This window comes from Flavobacterium sp. W22_SRS_FK3 (genome assembly GCF_052113665.1).
In the GTDB taxonomy this organism is placed as follows: Bacteria; Bacteroidota; Bacteroidia; order Flavobacteriales; family Flavobacteriaceae; genus Flavobacterium.
In genome coordinates this window covers 1-20,564 of record NZ_JBGQOF010000007.1, presented here as the reverse complement: position 1 = coordinate 20,564, position 20,564 = coordinate 1, and the positions used below count along the sequence as shown (strand labels likewise).

Below are 20,564 nucleotides of genomic sequence, written 5' to 3'. Positions count from 1 at the left end.
AAGAAATTAAAAACTAATTTGTTATTTAAATAAATCCAAATCTACTGCTTCTCCCATTCTAAGATAACCAGCTTCGTTTGGATGCAAAAAGTCACCATCGTGCATGTTGGATAAAATCGTTTTTGAAGCTTCTTCTGAAGCCATTGCTTTATCAAAATCAATTACAGCATCAAAGGCATTACTGTTTCGGATCCAAGCATTTACAATATCTTTAGCCTGTTGTCTGTGTGGTGCGTCATAGAATGATTTTTCGAAAGGCAAAATGGTACAACCATACACTTTAATGTCCTTTTTATGAGCTTTGGCTATCATAACTTTATAAGCTTCAATAAGTTCTTGTGCCCTGATAATCGCATCCTTAGGGTTTTTAATTCCTCCAATATCGTTTACACCTTCCAGAAGTATCAGCCATTTTGTACCTTTTTGAGATAAAACATCTCTGTCAAAACGATCTAATGCTGTTGGACCTAATCCTCCTTTAATGACACAGTTTCCTCCAATTCCTAAATTCAAAACACCAATATGACTCGTTTTCTTATTAGATAATAATCTTGAAGATAAGATATCTGTCCATCTGTTTTGTTTGTTGGTTCCTGATCCGCGTCCATCTGTAATAGAATTTCCAAGACATACTACAGTGGCAGCATTTGTACCAGCATTTACATCCAGCCCCATAATCGAATACCAGTGGTCTGTTTTTATTGCTCCTTCAAAAGCTGTATTATTTACATTATTACCCGGCAAAATATAAGAGGTAGTTCTGGAGCCAGGATGTCCTGATGTTTTTTGGGAAGTTGCTCCATAATAAATTGTAATGGCTAAAAGCTGTCCCGGCTGTAAATCAAAAGCAAAAGAATCCGAAAAAACTTCTTGTTCAGGATTCATTGTTATTCCTGAATTACCATTAAAACTTACTGTTTTTTGTGTTGCTGCATCTATACCTGGAGCAGTAGTTACATTTGCAACACTTACCGATTTCAAAACTGTTGGCTGATCGCTGAATATATTAGAAAAACGTAATTTCATGTACTTTCCTCCAATCGAGACCCTAATAATTTGCCTAATCGTATTATCTGTAAGACCCGGATCAGGAGGCATATTGTGTGTTTCTACTAACTGCTGAGCTGTAGCCCAAGTACCTACCCAATTCTCCTTATTTAATTTTTCTGATTCTTTTAGGGATGGCTGATTAGACTTACATCCTAAAATCAAAAGAAACAGAGGTATAAACAATAGCCATTTAAAATATTCTCTTTTCATATTTAATTTGTAAAGATTAATGCACCCGCAATTCGATATTTTTTTTATTCAGCCTGGGCATCATTTGAAGCCGTGGCATATAATCCTACCAATGCTCCTGTAAAACCTCCTGCCGTATTTGTTGAAAGTATATCTCCAGAAACACTTACTCCTAAGTTTTTAAAATCAGTACCATTTAGAGCATAACTAAATTCATAACTGTCTCCCGCTGCTTTTACCTGAAGGCGAATAGTTTTTTTAATGTCTATTTTAGTGCTTGCTATAATTTTTGACTGACCTTTTTCTGTTCTTTCCAACAAGATATAGGTTTCCTTTCCTTTCTTTGTTATTCCAAAAACATAATTAAAACGTTCGTTCTGTAAGCATACAATTCCTGCAAGATCCTTTTCAGATTCGGGTTTATAATCAAGTGTTGTGGCAAAAGAAAAAGTATTATGCATTTGTCTGTAAAAAAGTGTCGAAGTGGGTTTTACTTCTTTAATATTGACTTCAAAAGGATTAATCTGAAGTCCTTTTTTAGTTATCTTGATAAAATTTTCACGAGGCCCTCTAAGCCCTATCCATCTGTAATCTAATATTTTATCAGTAAAATTTTCAGTAAATGTAAAATTCCCATTTGGAAAAAATCCATCTTTACCCGTTTTGTTTTCGGTAACTCCTTTAGGCATTTTTATTTTTGGCTCCAAAGGCACTAATCCGTTTTCAAAAACCGGAAAAGTTCCTGACCAGTCTACCGGAAGCATAAAAGTTTCGCGTCCTGTATTTACTCTGTCTTTATTATTTGGACGAACACCTAAAAATACACCGTAATATCTATTATCAGGCCCCAGTACTAAATCAGCATGTCCCGCCCAGTCTACTTTATCTTTTCTGTTTTGCGGAAAATATCTTTGTGTAAGAATCGGATTATTTGATGCTGGTTTAAAAGGTCCTTTTGGACTGTCACTAATAAAAATAACTTCACTATGATTTCCTCCGGTTCCACCTTCAGCACACATTAAATAATAATTTCCGTCTTTTTTATACAAATGGGGTGCTTCAATCCATATTGGTTTTTTAGAAAGGTCTACACCTCCATCCACTATAACTTTATCCGTACCCGGAATTACTTTATCCTTTTCAAGATCATATTCCCATACTTTAATGACACGATGACCTTCATATAATTGTTTTCCTTTATCGGGAGCATCATTATGAACTACATAACCTTTTCCGTTATCATCAAAGAAAATACATGGATCAATTCCGTCAAAACCTAATTTTATAGGACTTCCCCATCCCTTCATAGGATCTTTTGTTTTGACTATAATATTACCCAGACCTCCTGAAAAAGCCGTTACAATCATGTAGAAAGTATCATTATGAGGATTATAAGTTATTCCAGGAGCATATACACCCTGGCTGATACCAGTATCATGAGGGTTAAACTCGGAAACATTATTTAACACACCTCCCAGGTCTGTCCAATTCACTAAATCCTTAGAATGGAAAATGGGAACACCTGGAAACATCGCAAATGAAGAACAAACCATATAATAGTCATCTCCTTTTCTGGTTATAGCAGGATCCGGATAACATCCCTGTAGAACTGGCGAGTAAAACTCATCTGGTTTCAATGGATTATTTTTATAAATATTATCATCACCCTGATAAATAACATTTGAAAAGACCGGAGACTTTTTGTTTGATTTTCCTGTAATGGTATCCTTAACTTGTATTCCTTTAAAAGAAAAAAGAAAAATCAATGATAACAAGAAAAATAGTTGTTGCTTCTTCATTGTAATTGTTTTTATAACATCTGTTTAAAATGTAATTAGTTTAAAATTAATTTGCAATCCTGAAATTTTATGATAATTATACATTTGCTCCATGTTTATCATAAAATGTTTTTCAAAGTTTAAGCTATAAATGAATTCAGAATTTCTTAAGCTAATTCAGAATTTAAAAGCCGAGGGAATCAACCCCCGGCTTCAAACTTAAGCAAACTCATCTAACTAACTTATAAGCCATTCTGTAAAATTAACACTTATAATTACGGTTAAATTTGCTTATAGTATCATATCTAGTTATATCCAGGATTCTGATATTCTGCCTTTTCAGCAGCACTCATTTCCATTAAATCTATCTGTCCCTGAGGGATTGGACGCAAATAATGATATGGTTCAATAGTTCTGGTAACAACTTGTGGTGTATGATCACCATAATTTGATCCGCCAATTGAATATTTCCCGGCAAGTTCATTCCATTTTTGAGTTCTTACTAAGTCGTACCAACGGTATCCTTCACCATAATATTCACGTGAACGTTCGGTCAGAATAAAATTAATATCAATTACCGCAGGTGTTGCACTTGTTAATAAAGCACTATTGTCTGCATTCTTTGCAACATTTCCATTATTATCCCAACGCCATTTTCCAGCACGGGCACGTATTACATTGATTAGGCTTCTTGCAGTCATAGAACCCGTTGCTCCTTTTACTGCAGCTTCAGCAGCAACAAAATAAAGTTCTGAAAATTTAGCTATCGGGAATGGTCTTGTACTACCGGCATTTGGCTGTCCTAAACCTCCGGCATTATCAGTTCGGTATGGCCCTAATTTCCATAATCCCGGATAAACTATTCTGTTTATTCCTGATGGTGAAATAACATAATCAGCTCTGCCTGGCAAAACTCCGGCACCAACACCATTTTCACCTGCTCCCGAAGGATATGTAATTGGTGTAGCTGGTTCATTATTTAAAAACGTTACAATTGCACCATTTGGTGTTACAGGTAATCCATTCGCATTATATAATGTTGGAACTCCTGTTAACCCGGTTCCAATCAGATTCCAATTTCCACGGTAAACAGAAGTAAATGTTCCGTCATATCTGGAATCATTTGTCTTATCAGCAAAAGTATTGGTAAATACTTCAATTGGTGGTGTCATTCTTGTCCATGGGCGTCCTAAAAACTGATCAGCAGCACGCTGCACGGAAGAAACTGAAGTTCCTGCCGAGTTTTTACTTCTGATAGCTGTATAATTGAATGTACCCATCCAGCCGGCAAAATTATCAGGTGAACCTCCACTTCCGTATGTAAGACTTGCACCATTGTAATACTCACTTTCTTGAGTATGGTCAGCATAAAGCATTACTTCTTTATTACGATCATTAGAACCTAAGTTAACATCATAATAATAGTCCAACAACCCATATGAACCCGGATTATTAATTCCGTCTAAAGCAAGATCGTATGCTTTTTGAAAATACCATTGTGCATTGTGTCCATCAGGATCTGTTCTTGGTGTATCAGGATAGGTCGGAATATTATTTGGATTTTCTAACCACCATGCATAGGTAAGATATGCTTTTGCCAAATACAAACGCGCTACCGTTTTAGTTACCGTACCAGTTAATCTTTGAGCATCAGGCAATTCATTTACAGCCATTACCAGATCCGGAAAAATAGCTTTAGTATAAACCTCTGGTACTGTATTTCGCTTAGAAGATCTCGATGGTTTAGTGTTAAATTTTAGTTCTCCTGCACCCAAATCTAAAGGTACTCCACCAAAATTCTGTACTAATAAAAAATAATCAAAAGCCCTGAAAAATCTGGACTCAGCAATTAAACTGTTTGCTACACCCACTGCTGCTGCATTTTCAATAATTCCGCTGGCCGTGTTTATATCATTGTATGAATTATTCCAAACTACATCAGCTCTGCTCGAATTAGGATTAATAACTCCAACTCCGGACAAATCATGATCTTTGAAGTTTCCGTCGGCCTGTTGTCCATATGTATTTTCATCAGTCCCGGTTTGAACAGAATTGTAATAATAGGCTTGCCCGTATATCCAGCGTAAATGAGCATAATGTGAAGTTAATCCCTGTTTTACACCCGCTTCTGTTTTAAAATACCCAGGTTCATAAAAATCATGTGGTTTTTCTTCTAAAATATCCGAGCAGCCTGCAAAAGAGAACAAAACTACTGATCCTATAATTAATTTTTTATAAATATATCGTTTCATGGTTGTTCCTGATTAAAATGTTAAATTAAGTCCGAATAAATAATTTCGGGTTGAAGGTGTGTTTGTTCCAATAACCAAAAACCTGCGTTGGTATGAATTTACTGCCTGGTTTTCATCCCCTAGTGAATTTGTTTCAGGATCCATTCCTGACATTTTGTGGTATGGAGAAAAAAGTACAAAAGGATTTTGAGCCGTAACATAAAGTCTTAGTTTTTCAATACCTAAATCTCTCATAAACTGCTGATCTAATGTGTAACCTAGTGTTAATGCTCTGATTTTTACATACGAAGCATCAAAATAACCCATTGTTGACATATACTTCGGATTATCTCCACTTCTAATACCTTTTGGATTTGGGAACTCAGCATCTCTGTTATCCGGTGTCCAATAATCTACATCCACATTACTTCTGCGTCCGTTAAGTAAATTAAGGTAGCTTGCACCTCCATAAAGCGTACTGATTAGCACACCACCACTCTTAAATGCTCCCACAGCAGAAAAATCGAAACCTTTATAGGTTAAATTTGTATTAAAACCTCCCTGAAAATCCGGGTCGGTATCTATAATTTGTCTGTCACTTCCATTAATTGCACGTGTTGGAGAACCATCTGCATTAAAATCTCCGGTGTATTTAACCTTAATAGATCCCACAACAGTTCCCTGCTGATTAATTCCAGTAGGCCCAGGCTCATAAATAGACATGTAAGGATCCCCTTCCTGCCAAATACCCACCTTTTGATAATCATAAATAGAATTGATATTATGACCAACAAACCAGGAGTTCCCTTCATCTCTTGTCGCTCCTGAAGCCAGTTTGACTAATTTATTATCGTTAGCATATAAGTTAAAACCCACTGTCCAGCTCAGTCCTTTTGGATTATCAAGGATTACTCCGTTTAATGCTATTTCAAAACCTTTATTTTCAGTCTCTCCAACATTTCCAACATAATTACTCACACCTCCTGTTGGTGGCAGATTAACACTTTGCAGAACATCTGTTGTGTGTGTTGTATAATATTCAATCGTACCAAATAACCGATTATTAAAGAATCCAAAATCTAATCCATAATTCCAGGTTGTAGAGAATTCCCAGCCTAAATTAGGGTTAGGCGCTTGTGTAACATAGACACCTGTAGAATTTGTACTTCCAAAATTATAAGGTCTGGTACCCAAAGCTCCTAAAGTCGAATACGGAGCAACTGCCTGATTAGAAGTTGTACCATAACCAGCACGCAATTTAATTAAATTAACCCATGAAAGTTTTTTCATAAAAGATTCATTTGAAACTGTCCATCCTGCAGATACAGCCGGATAAGTAAACCATTTATTGCCTGGTGCAAGTCTTGAAGAACCATCTGAACGAACTGTACCAGAAATAAAATATTTATTATCATAAGAATACATTAATCTGGCCATATAGGACTTTAATCCCCATTGTGTATAATCCTGGTCTGCAGGGTTTATAACTGCTTCTTCTTCACTTTGTCCTAAATTGTAAAACTGAAAGGCATCAGAAGTAATACCATTTCTTGTTATACGAGAACTGTTACTTGTACGCTGTTCATTTGAGTACAACCCAACAAAGTTGATTGTGTGTTTATCCGCAAAAGTTTTATCATAAGTCAACAAGTTTTCAATAAGCCATTGTGTTGACAATGTGTTGCCAATAGCTGCATTTGAAATCGTTGTTGGATTTACATCAAATACACCATATCCTTCATAATACCCACTGTTAGAGGTACGAAAGTTCAATCCGCCGTTCATGCGATATTTTAAACCTTCAACTCCTGGTATTTTTACCTCGGCAAAAATATTATTATACGAACTAAAAGCTCTTGTTTGGTTTACATAAGATTCTCCTAAACCTTCTATAGTATTTCTTGTGTACACCCAATTTTCATCAGCTCCCATTCTCACTGTTCTTTTCAGTGATCCGTCTGCATTATATGGATTTGCCAAAGGTGACGTACCTAAGATAGTTCCCGTGCCGATATTATCGCCATTTGTAACAGCATAATTACTATTAGTAGTAAATCCCATACGGAAAATTTTTCCAATTTGCTGGTCTAAACCTCCTCTAAGGCTGAAACGCTCATATTTTTGACCAGGCAAAACAGACTCTTCTTTATAATAACCTAAACCTGCATTGTATGAACCACGTTCTGTACCCCCTGAAACACTCACATCATGACTAATCATCTCACCAGCACCATACAGCAAATCCTGCCAGTCTGTATTGGTATCTCTCGATTCATCAACACCATCACTATATAAAGTTGAATAATCACGAAGTGCTGCAAACTTCGCACCATCCATCATATCGTATTTACCAAAAACCTGCTTGATACCAGTAAACCCATTATAAGAAAATGTGGCTTTCTGGTTCTTACGTCCCTTATTAGTTGTAATTAATATAACTCCATTTGCACCTCTTGAACCGTAAATAGCAGTTGCAGAGGCATCTTTTAAAACATCTACAGATTTAATATCAACCGGATTGATATCCCCTATCTCCCCTCCAAAAGGAACACCATCAAGTACAACTAACGGATTATTATCACCCGTAAGCGATCTGGTTCCACGTATACGGATTTGCATAGCCGCTCCTGGCTTGGTAGAGGTTTGTGTTAGCTCGACCCCTGCCAATCTACCCTGTAGTGCTTGTGTTACATTGGCAGATTGCACTTCATTTAATTCTTTTCCTCCAAGAGAAGCTACAGATCCGGTTACCGCTTCTTTTCTTTGCGTACCATATCCAATAACAACAACTTCTTTTAATAGGCCTGACTCTTCTTCAAGCTTCACATTTAGCTGGGTTTGTCCATTTACCGAAACTTCTTTAGTTTTTAAGCCTATAAAGCTAAAAACAAGCACTCCATTAGAAGGCGCATCAATAGTATAAGTACCATCAAAACCGGTACTTACACCATTCTTTGTCCCTTTTAAATTTACATTAGCTCCAGGAATAGGACCACTCGCATCGGATACTGTCCCTTTGACTTTCGTTTGCGCACCCGCATCGAGTGAAAAGGCAAACATTAAGATCAAAAAACAAAAGCATTTTAAATGCTTCGATTTAATTGTAACAAAATAGTTAGTCATAAAAATTGATTTAGATAATTAATTTGGTTGAGTTAATAAGTGTATTTACAACAAATATAAAAAAAAACAGCCAATACACAATCGGTTGTTTAATTTTTTACTTGTACTATTACTAATTATATAGGTTTAAAAAATAAATGGTGTAATTTTTATGTTAAATAAATAAATTATCTATAATTATATATTTACATAAGGCTCGAAGAATAATAAATTAAGTCTCTTTTTCGTATATCGTTGAAAAAATCATAAAAATTAACATTACATTAAAATCATAATAGTAAATTAAAGTTTGATTAAAAAACAAAAGTAAAAATACTATTAAATACAGCAGTATCGACAAGAACAACTGATTGCATTATACTGAAATTGTAGTATATTGCACTTTACTGTACAAAATAAGAAGTAAACAGCCACATACAATCGGTTGCTTAAAATAAAAGACTCTTTAAGTAAGGAGTCTTTTTATAATATTTACAATGTTTACCCTGTAAAGCTTCCAGATGAAAGTTTTTTTGGTGTCAAAAATTATTCATTAGTTTCTTTTAGTTTCATTACACTTTGATATGCTTTTTTTGGCTTTAAGTTACTATTAAATAATAATGGATAATTTGTCCTTCCTTTTATCGGCCAATCATTTAACCAGGACTGTCCATCGTGGACTCCCCAAAATGTTACACGGCTAATTTTATCTTTATGTTTCAGGAACAACTTAAAAATTGACGCATAACGATTAGCGAGCTTAACCTGAACAGAATCCGGAAGTTTTTCCTGATAAGGATTCATTTTGGCATTTCCTTCAAAATTTTGATTGACATCAGCGCCTTTTAAATCCCATGGATTTGGTAAAACTGTAATATCTAATTCTGTAAAAGCAACCTTTAAACCCAAAGCAGAATAAGCCAAAATGCTTTCCTCAATAGTCTCTATAGAAGGACTTTCCAATCGCCAGTGCGCCTGAATTCCAACGCCATCAATTTTTCCTCCTCCTGCTTTTATTTTTTTGATCAGATTAATATTTCCTTGTCTTTTGGCGGGCTCTTCATTATTATAGTCGTTGTAATACAAATCAACTTTTGGATCAGCAGCGGCAGCTAATTTAAATGCATCAACAAGGTATTGCTCTCCAAGTGTATTGAAAAAAACTGATTTTCTTAATGTCCCATCCTCGTTCAAAGCTTCATTGACAACATCCCACGAATCAATCCTTCCTTTATATTTTGAAACGATTGTAGTGATATGGTCTTTCATGAAATTTTTCATCTCAATGCTGTCTTTAATTTCTGCCATCCAGGAGGCCAATTGACTGTGCCAAATCAAAGTATGACCATGAATAAACATTTTATTCTTCTCGCCGTATGCAATAAATTTATCAGCCATTGCAAAATCATATTTATCTTTTGCAGGATGTAAAAACATCGATTTCATGATATTTTCTGCCGTTATAGCATTAAACTCTTTTTTGATTAGAGAATCTTCTTTTTCATTTTTCTCTTCAATTTGATTTGCACTCAAAGCAGTTCCAATGCAAAAATCATTTTTAAAACTGTCTTTCAACGAAACAACATTGTTTTCTTTTTGTGCATTACAGCTGCTCAAAATTATAAGAGTTAAAAGCAGTAAATAGTAATTAGTTAATCTCATTTGTATTAGTTTAAATTGATAGCTCATTTTTTATTCAGATATTTAATTTCCTGGTGCAAAAGGAAATTTTAATGATTTAAAATAGTCTAAAGATTGTGTTGGTTTTCCTACTCCTTCCGGTAATTCTTCTCCTGAATATTGTTGAAAATACAACAAACACGCATCTCTCCACCATTTTGCTTCTTTATATTGAATTTCTAACAACATCTGAACTTCTTTAAAACGTTCTGCGTCAACATATTTTTCGGTTTTATTCCAGGTATTTTGCATGTTTTTTACCTGATTTACACCTTCCTGATACTTTAAAGCCATACCGTTCCAAAGCGTTTGTCCGTTTTTTAATTTATAATCCCAGGAGACATGATGAAACCATAATAAATCTTTTTCAGGACAGGTTTTTATATCATCAAAAATTTTCCCTACTTCATGAGCATATTGTGCTGTAGCATTTGTCCCGCTTTTAGATCTGTCAAAACCAATCCCGTTTTTATCTGCTTTATGGTAATATACAGGATTCCATTCTGGTCTTGATAAATTAGAAACCCACGGACCTGGACCGTAATGATGTCCTGTGTCCATAATATGATGCAGCCCAAGTGGTGTCATATAGTTGACAACAGCTTCACGCGATTCGATCATCATTTTTTTGACTGGCGCAATAAAATTTTCGTCGTTAGAAAAAGTACATCTCAGCCATTCATCAGCAATAACTTCCGAATCTAAATTAGGATTCCATGCCAATCTTCCAAAGCCGTACCAATTTGCCTGCGCAAAAGGATGTCCGGTCCAGTTTAAATCATTTCCGATATTGGAGACTCCTGCAATTCCGGTCAGTTTAGTTTTCGTTAAAGAACCGTCAATGACTCTGGCTACCGTTGTCCCTTTTCCTTTTTGATAGGTATCCGATTCTAAAACTTCCTGAAACAATTTTGGCAGAAAAACCAAATGCGTACTGAAACCCAAATATTCCTGAGTGATTTGAAACTCCATCATCAAAGGTGTTTTTGGCATCGCACCAAACATGGGATGAAAAGGTTCACGAGGCTGAAAATCGATGGCTCCATTTTTTACCTGAACAATTACATTGTCTCTAAATTTTCCGTCGTACGGCACAAATTCAGCATAAGCTTGTTTGGCTCTGTCATTAGCATCATGTTCAGAATAGACAAAAGCTCTCCACATAATTACGCCTCCAAAAGGTGCAACGGCATCTGCAATCATATTTGCTCCATCAACATGATCTCTTCCGTAATTTTGCGGGCCAGGCTGACCTTCTGAATTTGCCTTCACTAAAAATCCTCCAAAATCAGGGATTCTTTTATAAATTTGTTTGGCTTTGCTTTTCCACCAATTAGCTACATCTGTATCTTTTGGGTCAGCTGTTTTTAATCCTCCTATTTCGATTGGTGCCGAAAAGCGAGCGGTTAGATATACTTTTATTCCGTATGGTCTGAATACGTTTGCCAAAGCTTCTACCTTTTCTAAATATTGAGGCGTTAAGATTAGAGCATTCGCATTTACATTTGTCAAAACTGTTCCGTTAATTCCGATTGATGCATTTGCCTTGGCGTAATCAATATAACGCTGGTCAATAAAATCAGGCAGTTTTTGCCAATTCCATAACGAAAAACCTGCGTAACCTCTTTCAACAGTTCTATCTAAGTTATCCCAGTGATTTAAAATTCTAATATTAGTTTTGGGTGTATCAACAATGTTTAAATTTTGTATTGATTTATTTGTCTGAATCAATCTCAGAAAGTTATAAACGCCGTATAAAAGGCCAACATCTTTTTTACCTGTAACAACAATATGCTTTTTATTTTTTATTGAAATGGATTTGATAATAAAACCTTCATCATTTATCTGCTCAAAATCAGAACCAACTAACTCTTGAATTTCAGAAGTCAATACCGCTTTTGAACCTACAATTATTTTATTTTCACCTTCTAATTTTGCTGCAGTCTGAAATTTATTCCCTAACATATCATTCAAAGCAGCCTGTAATTCGTTTTTAGCAATTTTTGAAGTTTCCGTATTATCTAATACTACTATTCCTTTAATATTTGACAGATAACCTGAAATTATTTTTGAATCCGTTTTCTTTTCATATTGTAACCATAGTTTATAGTCTTTTTGAGACAATACAGGCCAGCAAACTACAAAAAACAATATGGTGAATCTAAAAAAAGTCTTTTTAATATGCGTCATTTTATTATTTCTGTTTTATATTCGTTTATGTTTAGACAAATAAAAAAATCTGTTTAAAACAGGATATTTATCAAAATATAAGCTAAAAAAATATGGTATTTAAAATATTTTTACATTTGCAATCGGTTGTGCTAAAATACAAAATTAAGGTAATAAAAAAATAAAAAGTCTCTTTTATATATTATTTAAAAATATTAACCTCTCAAAACGTACCAGCCAGAGTTGAAAGTATATTGATTTAATAAAAAAACCTGCTAATTCAAAATACGAATTAACAGGTTAATCAAAGAAGTAAAATATAATTAAATCTTCCTTGAAGACTCACGTATTAGTACTTGTGTATTTAAAAATGTAATTTCTTTCGCATCCTCTTCCTTAACAGATTTTAGATTCTTGATGATTAATTCGGCTGCAGCCTTACCCATTTTCTCCGCTGGATGGGTTATAGTAGAAATATTAGGCTCAATTATCTCTGAGATCGGATCATTATTAAAGCCTATTACCGCAAACTGATCAGGCACTTTAATTCCTCTTTTTTTTGCAGTCTGTACAGCACTTACTGCAAGAATATCACCCGGAGCAAATAGTCCATCAGGTGGCGTTTTCAAATCAAATAATTGGTTACAGGCCTTTACTCCTGCTTCATAAGTCATCTCTTTTAAACTTATAATCAGATTATTTTCAACTGGAATATCATGTTCTAACAAAGCGTCAACATAACCTCTTTTTCTTTCATTATAAAGAGTACCAAATTCTGAACCGGCAGTTAGATGCGCAATTCTCTTACATCCTTGTTCTATTAAATGCTTAGTTGCTTTGTAACCAGCCAAATAATTATTGATTACCACCCGAAAAGTATCGTAATCTTTAGGAACCCTGTCAACAAACACTAACGGAATATTATTATTGGAAAACTGTTTAAAATGCGAAGTATCCTTTGTTTCCATTGCCAAAGAACAAATAACCCCGCTTACTCTATTACTGTATAGTGATTTAGCTAAATCTACCTCCATCTGGTAAGAATCATGTGACTGCATAATAATAACTGAATAGTCAGATTTTTGAGCAGCAATCTCAATACCACTGATTAGGGATGATAAAAAAGGCTGTGTAACGGTTGGAATCAAAATACCAATAGTTTTTGTTACGTTACCCCTTAAACCTGCTGCTAAAGTATTAGGAACAAAACCCATTTCTTTTGCAGTCTGCTTTACCTTTTTTATTGTCTTATCACTGATACTATGATGATCTTTGAGAGCTCTCGAAATTGTTGATGTTGCAAGATTAAGTTTCTCTGCAATATCATAAATCGTTACGTGTTTATGTTCTTCCATAAATAAAAATAGTAAATCTGTAAATGTACTCCTTTTAGTGATACAATAATATATTTCACAATCATTTAAGATATTTAAAGTTTTATTATAAAATTTTATAACGTATTTATATTGAATATACATTTTTTGAAACATTATAATGAACATAACTTTTTTATTTTAAAAAAAAGTTATTTCTTTACACAATCGGTTGTTTTAATTTAATCGTAAAAAATGAAACTAATGAGAACAAAAAAAATCATCCCTGTAATAGCATTGTTAATTTCATGTTATTGCTTAGGACAGAAAAAAGCAGCTAAATTTTTATTTCAAAACCCCAAATTAACTTTTGAAGAACGTGTAAATGATCTGGTAAGCAAATTGACACTGGAAGAAAAAGTATCACAGATGTTAAATTCATCTCCGGCAATTCCCCGGCTGTCTATACCTGCATATGACTGGTGGAACGAAACTTTACACGGTGTAGCAAGAACTCCTTTTAAAACTACTGTTTATCCTCAGGCTATAGCAATGGCTGCTACATTTGATAAAAATTCACTTTTTAAAATGGCCGATTATTCTGCACTTGAAGGAAGAGCTATTTATAATAAAGCTGTTGAATTGGGCCGAACCAATGAACGCTATTTAGGTCTTACATATTGGACACCCAACATTAATATTTTTCGAGATCCACGCTGGGGACGCGGACAGGAAACTTATGGCGAAGATCCTTATTTAACGAGTGTATTGGGAGATTCATTTGTCAAAGGCCTCCAGGGCGATGATCCTAAATATTTAAAAGCTGCTGCATGTGCCAAACACTACGCCGTACACAGCGGACCTGAATCTTTACGACATACCTTTGATGTAGATGTCACTCCTTATGAACTTTGGGATACGTATCTTCCTGCATTTAAAAAATTAGTAACAGAGTCCAAAGTAGCTGGTGTTATGTGTGCATATAATGCTTTTAGAACTCAGCCATGTTGTGCCAGTGATATTTTAATGACAAACATTTTAAGAAATCAATGGAAATTTGAAGGTTATGTGACCTCAGACTGCTGGGCAATTGATGACTTTTTCAAAAATCATAAAACGCATCCCGATGCTGAATCCGCTTCTGCAGATGCTGTATTTCACGGAACAGATATTGACTGTGGTACAGATGCTTACAAAGCTTTGGTTCAAGCTGTGAAGAATGGAAAAATCAGTGAGAGCCAAATTGATATTTCTGTAAAACGCCTTTTTATGATCCGTTTCAGACTTGGAATGTTTGATCCTGTCGAAATGGTAAACTATGCACAAACACCATCATCAGTTTTAGAAAGTACCCAACATCAGCAGCATGCGTTAAAAATGGCAAGGCAATCCATGGTTTTACTTCGAAATGAAAAGAACACACTACCCTTAAACAAAAACTTAAAAAAGATTGTGATTCTTGGTCCTAATGCAGACAATTCTATTTCCATATTAGGAAATTATAACGGAACTCCAAGCAAACTGACAACAGTGCTGCAAGGAATTAAAGATAAAGTGGGGATCAATACAGAAATTATTTATGAAAAAGCAATCAACTTTACCAATGATACTTTATTAGTATATCAGGATCTTAAAAATCAATACACTTATGAAGGAAAACAGGGTTTTAAAGCAGAATATTACAACAATAAAGATCTGACAGGTAGGCCTAAAGCTGTGAGAACAGAATCTGAAATCAATAACTTTTGGCAGGAAGGCGAACTTATTGTAAATGCTATTAAAGCAAACCATTTTTCTGCACGTTATACTACAAACTTTACGGCAACTCAGGATGGCTCAATTACATTTGAAATCAGTGCAGATGATGGATATCGTTTTTTAATAGACGGAAAGGAAGTTATAAATGCATGGGACAAAAATAGATGGGGAGAAAAAACTTTTAAATTAAGTACTAAAAAGAATACTGTATATAATTTAGTTTTAGAATATTGGCAGGGAGAGGGAAAAGCAAACGTAACCTTAAATACAGGTAATTTTGAAAGAACTGATTTTAAAAAAATAGCGGAGAAAAATAAAGATGCTGATGCCTTTATTTATGTCGGCGGAATATCCCCACAATTAGAAGGTGAAGAAATGCCTGTTAACTATCCGGGCTTCAGTGGTGGTGACCGCACATCTATCCTTCTTCCAAAAATCCAGACTGAACTGATGAAAGCGCTTAAAGTTTCGGGAAAGCCAGTGATTTTTGTTATGATGACCGGCAGTGCTATAGCTATTCCCTGGGAAGCAGAAAATATTCCTGCCATACTCAATGCATGGTATGGAGGTCAGGAATCAGGAACAGCAGTCTCGGATATACTTTTTGGAGATTACAATCCTGCAGGAAGGCTTCCCATAACCTTTTATAAAAGCGATTCAGACCTGCCTTCTTTTGTAGATTACAGCATGGATAACAAAACGTATCGTTATTTTAAAGGCAGTCCGCTTTATGGCTTCGGTTATGGACTTAGCTATACTACATTTAAATATGATCAATTAAAAGTTTCCTCCGAAATAAAAAAGGGTAATCCTCTTTCAGTCTCTGTAAGAATAACCAACTCTGGCAGAATGGAAGGTGAAGAAGTTGCCCAACTCTATGTAATCAATCAAAATAAGTCCATAAAAGCTCCGATAAAGAGCCTAAAAGGTTTTGAAAGGCTTCATTTAAAATCAGGTGAAAGCAAAACCATCAACTTTACACTTTCTCCGGAAGACTTGTCATCAATTACGGCAGAAGGTGTCCAAAAACAGTTTTCTGGCAAAATTAAACTTGCAATTGGCGGCTCTCAGCCAGATGAAAAAAACGAAATAAAAAGCAATATAGTAACTCATGTTATTCAAATAAACTAACGATAAAAACTTAAGCTTCAACCCTATTTCAAGATTACATTAATACACAATAAAATGAACAAGACAATAGACCAGTTATCAGCAGATAATATTAGAGCATTGGCCATTTCAATGGTTGAGAAAGCCAATTCAGGCCATCCCGGCGGATCAATGGGAGGAGCCGATTTTATGCATATTCTTTATACAGAATATCTAAAATACGATCCAACCGACATGCATTGGATTTTCAGGGATCGTTTTTTTATGGATGCCGGACATCTTTCGGCTTTGATGTATGCCCAGTATCATTTGCTTGGTAATTACGAAAAATCAGATTTAGAGCAATTTAGACAATGGGGTTCTGCTACGCCGGGACATCCCGAAATTGATGTAAAAAGAGGTATCGAAAATACCTCCGGACCTTTGGGTCAGGGTCATGCAATGGGTGTTGGTGCAGCAATTGCCGCCAAATTTTTATCGGCCAGATTTGATAATTTATTCGATCATAAAATATATGGTTTTATAACCGATGGAGGCGTTCAGGAAGAAATTTCTCAGGGCGCAGGACGTATTGCAGGACATTTGGGACTGAATAATTTTATTATGTTTTATGACTCCAATGATGTACAGCTTTCCTCAATGACCGATGAGGTTACCACAGAAGATACCGCCATGAAATACGAATCCTGGGGATGGAAAGTGATCACCATCGACGGTCATAGCCATACCCATATTCGCTCAGCTTTGAATGCGGCTCATGCCGAATTGGAAAGACCCACCCTAATTATTGGAAGAACTATAATGGGCAAAGGCTGTGTTACGGCAGACGGATCAATGTATGAAGGCCAGTGCGAACTGCACGGAAAACCAATTGGTGCTACCAAAGCGTGTTTTAAATCAACACTTCTTAATCTGGGCGCAAATCCGAAAGATTCCTTTGCTGTATACGAAGAAGTTGCTGCACATTACGAGAATATTTTAGACAAAAAAATAGCAGAATCAGCAGATAGAAAAGCAAAAATTGCTCAGTGGGAAAATCAAAATCCTGCATTGTCAAAAAAAATCCAGAAGTTTTTCTCAGGCGATTTACCAAATCTGGATTTTGGCAGTATTGCACAAAAAGCAAATGCTGCAACACGTGATGCCTCTGCAGCTGTTTTGGGCTATCTGGCTGAAAATGTAGAAAACATGATCGTATCTTCTGCCGATTTATCAAATAGCGACAAGACAGACGGTTTTTTAAAAAAATCATCCGTTTTAAAAAAGAATAATTTCAGCGGAGCATTCCTGCAGGCTGGAGTGGCTGAATTGACAATGGCGGCAATCGCTAACGGAATCGCACTACACGGAGGCGTAATTCCTGTTGTAGCAACATTTTTCGTATTCTCCGATTATATGAAACCAGCCATTCGTCTGGCAGCGATTCAGGAACTTCCGGTAAAGTATGTCTGGACACATGATTCTTTCCGCGTAGGAGAAGACGGACCAACGCATCAGCCTATTGAACAGGAAGCACAGATCAGGTTGTTGGAAAAAATCAAAAACCATTCGGGAGACCAAAGTTTATTGGCATTACGTCCGGCAGATGCAATCGAAACTTCAGTAGCCTGGCAGATAGCACTGGAGAATAAGAAAACTCCAACGGGACTGATTCTTTCCAGACAGGATATTAAAGACATCCCAACTCTTGGAACTTCAAGATTTGAAGAAGCAGGCAAAGCCAAAAAAGGAGGATACCTGGTTAAAGAAATTCAAAATCCAGATATTACCCTAATCGCCAACGGATCTGAAGTGGCAACATTGATCGATGCAGCTGCTGAACTTGAAAAAACAATAAATATCAAAATAAATGTAGCCTCGATAATCTCAGAAGGACTCTTCAGATCACAGTCAAAAGAATATCAAGAAAGTGTAATTCCAACAAACGGACTGGTTTTTGGACTTACGGCAGGGCTTCCTGTGAATCTGGAAAGCCTTGCCGGAAACAGAGGAAAAGTTTTCGGATTGGATCATTTTGGATATTCAGCTCCGGCATCAGTTCTGGATCACAAATTTGGTTTTACCAGTAAAAATGCCTGTGAGGAAATCATAAAATATTTAGAAGCAAATAAGTCTAACTGAATTGAAAGTTTGCAATGATTAAATAAAAAAGAGTATTTCCTTTTTTTAGTACTTGATTAACAGCCTCCAAATTGTATTGATTTGGAGGCTGTTTTTTAATTGTCTTAAAATTTTCGAATAATCCTTCTAAAATCAATTCAAAACGCAATTATCTGAGGATTGATAAATTCAACAAATAATCTAACATCACTAAGTTTTCATTAATAATATCGAAACTAAAATCCGAAATTATGGAAATCCGTAAAAACAGCATTTCTTTTAAGTCGAACTTTAAAGAAATAATTTAAGGATGCTATAATTATGCTAAAAAGAACTATTTTAATTGAAAACAAATTTTCCATAACGGCAAAAAACAATCAGCTGGTACTAAAATCAGAACTGAAAGAAAGTTCTATTCCAATTGAGGACATTGGTTTTCTTGTTCTTGATCATAATGAAATCTACCTGAGTATTCCTGCTATGAATTTACTTGTTGAGAACAATACTGCTATTGTCATCTGCGGGAAGAATCATCTTCCTAACGGAATGCTGTTAAACCTCAACAGTCATCATATTCAACAGGAAATATTCAAAAATCAAATTGAAGCTTCAATACCTTTAAAAAAACAGTTGTGGCAGCAAACCATCGTAGAAAAAATTAAAAACCAAGGGCAATTACTCGAAAAAATAACGGACTCTAAAAATAGCTTTGCATTTCTGGCAAATAAAGTTTTAAGTGGTGATTCATCTAATATGGAAGGAGTAGCAGCACAGCAATACTGGAAATATTTCCCTCTTCCGAATTTAGATTATGATGGAATCAAACGTGAACGATACGGAAATTATCCTAATAATTTCCTGAATTATGGCTATGCTATTTTACGAGCCGCCACTGCAAGGGCTCTTTCCGGAAGCGGATTACTGAATACATTAGGAATCCACCATAAAAGTAAGTATAATGCTTTTGCACTTGCCGATGATATTATGGAACCATTTCGACCAATTGTAGATGAAAAAGTCTTTGAAATTATGCAGCGTTTTGATGAACAGGAATTAAACACTGCTATTAAGGCCGAATTATTACAAATATTAACCCGAACAGTGTACTTTAAAGAAGAGAAAAGTCCTTTAATGATAGCTTTACAAAAAACGTCAAGTTCTCTCCAGCAATGCTTTACAGAAAATCGAAAAAAAATTAAATATCCAGCCTTATGGAGCTTAACGGATATCGAATAATGTGGCTATTTGTTTTTTTTGATCTGCCCACAGAAACAAAAAAGGACAGACGAAATGCATCCGGTTTTAGAAACAATTTATTGAAAGATGGATTCTCGATGATGCAATATTCTGTTTATGTACGCCATTGTGCCAGCAGTGAAAGCGCCGATGTACACGAAAAGAGAATCCACAGACTATTGCCTCCCTTAGGAAAAGTAAGTGTGCTTCGAATAACCGATAAACAATTTGGTAATATTTTGAATTTTTGGGGAAAAGCTGCCGTACCGTCTGCACCTCAGCCTACACAATTAGAATTATTTTAATTTTTTTCAAAAAAACAATCTTGATGCCATTTTTGAGGATTCAAATCAATATACGTATAAATGTTGTCATAAGCATTTGTATTTCTAATAATATGGTCATGGAAAGAACGTTGCCAGGCAAAATTCTCAAATCCTTTTTTATGAATAAATTTTGAAGAAGTTGTCTTAAAAGCTCCAATCAAACTCGACAAAGATTTTATTTTAACAGCCTTGTCTTTAACGATCAAACTATCAATTTCTAAAATTAAATGGAGATGATTTGGCATAATAATGTAATTATGAATATCAACATATAAATATTGTTCTTGCAACCAAATTATTTGTTCTTCAACAATTTTACCATAAAAATTCAAATTCATTTTTATTCCTGACAAGGATTCTGCTTGATTTTCATTAGAATTATTTTCATTAGAATTATTTTCATTAGAATGATTTTCATTGAAATGATTTTCATTGAAATGATTTTCATTGAAATGATTTTCATTAGAATGATTCCCATCGGAATGATTTCCATTGGGAAAATTTTCATTGGAATGATTTTCA

The 20,564-nt window shown here is 35.1% G+C and carries 12 protein-coding genes; 4 read left to right on the top strand and 8 right to left on the bottom strand.

Annotated features, from left to right (window positions below; all coding sequences use genetic code 11):
• Positions 1-21 precede the first annotated feature (21 nt).
• The 7 genes from ACEN2I_RS08535 to ACEN2I_RS08505 form a co-directional block, all read right to left on the bottom strand.
• The gene (locus ACEN2I_RS08535) at positions 22-1,260 is read right to left on the bottom strand and encodes an SGNH/GDSL hydrolase family protein (RefSeq protein WP_441765678.1); all 1,239 of its coding nucleotides are present in this window, start codon (positions 1,258-1,260) and stop codon (positions 22-24) included.
• A 44-nt stretch (positions 1,261-1,304) separates the two neighbouring features.
• Positions 1,305-3,038 (bottom strand): glycoside hydrolase family 43 protein, encoded by a 1,734-nt coding sequence (locus tag ACEN2I_RS08530; RefSeq protein WP_441765677.1) that lies wholly within the window; start codon positions 3,036-3,038, stop codon positions 1,305-1,307.
• 284 nt (positions 3,039-3,322) lie between these two features.
• A complete protein-coding gene (locus ACEN2I_RS08525) occupies positions 3,323-5,269 on the bottom strand; it encodes a RagB/SusD family nutrient uptake outer membrane protein (RefSeq protein WP_441765676.1) in 1,947 nt (648 codons plus the stop codon).
• Between the two features lie 12 nt (positions 5,270-5,281).
• Positions 5,282-8,371 (bottom strand): SusC/RagA family TonB-linked outer membrane protein, encoded by a 3,090-nt coding sequence (locus tag ACEN2I_RS08520; RefSeq protein ID WP_441765675.1) that lies wholly within the window; start codon positions 8,369-8,371, stop codon positions 5,282-5,284.
• Positions 8,372-8,896: 525 nt separating this feature from the next.
• A complete protein-coding gene (locus tag ACEN2I_RS08515; protein WP_441765674.1) occupies positions 8,897-10,012 on the bottom strand; it encodes an endo-1,4-beta-xylanase in 1,116 nt (371 codons plus the stop codon).
• A 42-nt stretch (positions 10,013-10,054) separates the two neighbouring features.
• A complete protein-coding gene (locus tag ACEN2I_RS08510; RefSeq protein ID WP_441765673.1) occupies positions 10,055-12,220 on the bottom strand; it encodes an alpha-glucuronidase family glycosyl hydrolase in 2,166 nt (721 codons plus the stop codon).
• Between the two features lie 302 nt (positions 12,221-12,522).
• Positions 12,523-13,554: a LacI family DNA-binding transcriptional regulator gene (locus ACEN2I_RS08505; RefSeq protein WP_441765672.1), complete on the bottom strand. Its 1,032-nt coding sequence runs from the start codon at positions 13,552-13,554 to the stop codon at positions 12,523-12,525.
• A gap of 222 nt (positions 13,555-13,776) precedes the next feature.
• On the opposite strand from ACEN2I_RS08505, the gene ACEN2I_RS08500 reads away from it, so the two are divergent.
• The 4 genes from ACEN2I_RS08500 to cas2 all read left to right on the top strand — a co-directional run bounded on the left by ACEN2I_RS08500 (position 13,777) and on the right by cas2 (position 20,021).
• Positions 13,777-16,401 (top strand): glycoside hydrolase family 3 C-terminal domain-containing protein, encoded by a 2,625-nt coding sequence (locus tag ACEN2I_RS08500; protein ID WP_441765671.1) that lies wholly within the window; start codon positions 13,777-13,779, stop codon positions 16,399-16,401.
• A 54-nt stretch (positions 16,402-16,455) separates the two neighbouring features.
• The gene (locus ACEN2I_RS08495) at positions 16,456-18,501 is read left to right on the top strand and encodes a transketolase family protein (RefSeq protein WP_441765670.1); all 2,046 of its coding nucleotides are present in this window, start codon (positions 16,456-16,458) and stop codon (positions 18,499-18,501) included.
• Positions 18,502-18,801: 300 nt separating this feature from the next.
• Positions 18,802-19,716 (top strand): type II CRISPR-associated endonuclease Cas1, encoded by a 915-nt coding sequence (gene cas1, locus ACEN2I_RS08490; protein ID WP_441765669.1) that lies wholly within the window; start codon positions 18,802-18,804, stop codon positions 19,714-19,716.
• A complete protein-coding gene (gene cas2, locus ACEN2I_RS08485) occupies positions 19,716-20,021 on the top strand; it encodes a CRISPR-associated endonuclease Cas2 (protein ID WP_441765668.1) in 306 nt (101 codons plus the stop codon). Before cas1 ends, cas2 begins: the two co-directional genes overlap by 1 nt.
• Here the strand turns inward: cas2 and ACEN2I_RS08480 are convergent.
• A partial coding sequence (locus tag ACEN2I_RS08480) for a transposase (protein WP_441765667.1) occupies positions 20,018-20,564 on the bottom strand: 547 nt, incomplete at its 5' end. The two genes, cas2 and ACEN2I_RS08480, sit on opposite strands and share 4 nt — an antisense overlap.

Excerpts from the sequence above, each read along its gene's own strand:
- ACEN2I_RS08510 (WP_441765673.1), bottom strand. The coding sequence starts at position 12,220 with ATGACGCATATTAAAAAGACTTTTTTTAGATTCACCATATTGTTTTTT.
- ACEN2I_RS08520 (WP_441765675.1), bottom strand. The coding sequence starts at position 8,371 with ATGACTAACTATTTTGTTACAATTAAATCGAAGCATTTAAAATGCTTT.
- ACEN2I_RS08525 (WP_441765676.1), bottom strand. The coding sequence starts at position 5,269 with ATGAAACGATATATTTATAAAAAATTAATTATAGGATCAGTAGTTTTG.
- ACEN2I_RS08495 (WP_441765670.1), top strand. The coding sequence starts at position 16,456 with ATGAACAAGACAATAGACCAGTTATCAGCAGATAATATTAGAGCATTG.
- ACEN2I_RS08515 (WP_441765674.1), bottom strand. The coding sequence starts at position 10,012 with ATGAGATTAACTAATTACTATTTACTGCTTTTAACTCTTATAATTTTG.
- ACEN2I_RS08500 (WP_441765671.1), top strand. The coding sequence starts at position 13,777 with ATGAGAACAAAAAAAATCATCCCTGTAATAGCATTGTTAATTTCATGT.
- cas2 (WP_441765668.1), top strand. The coding sequence starts at position 19,716 with ATGTGGCTATTTGTTTTTTTTGATCTGCCCACAGAAACAAAAAAGGAC.
- ACEN2I_RS08535 (WP_441765678.1), bottom strand. The coding sequence starts at position 1,260 with ATGAAAAGAGAATATTTTAAATGGCTATTGTTTATACCTCTGTTTCTT.
- cas1 (WP_441765669.1), top strand. The coding sequence starts at position 18,802 with ATGCTAAAAAGAACTATTTTAATTGAAAACAAATTTTCCATAACGGCA.
- ACEN2I_RS08505 (WP_441765672.1), bottom strand. The coding sequence starts at position 13,554 with ATGGAAGAACATAAACACGTAACGATTTATGATATTGCAGAGAAACTT.
- ACEN2I_RS08530 (WP_441765677.1), bottom strand. The coding sequence starts at position 3,038 with ATGAAGAAGCAACAACTATTTTTCTTGTTATCATTGATTTTTCTTTTT.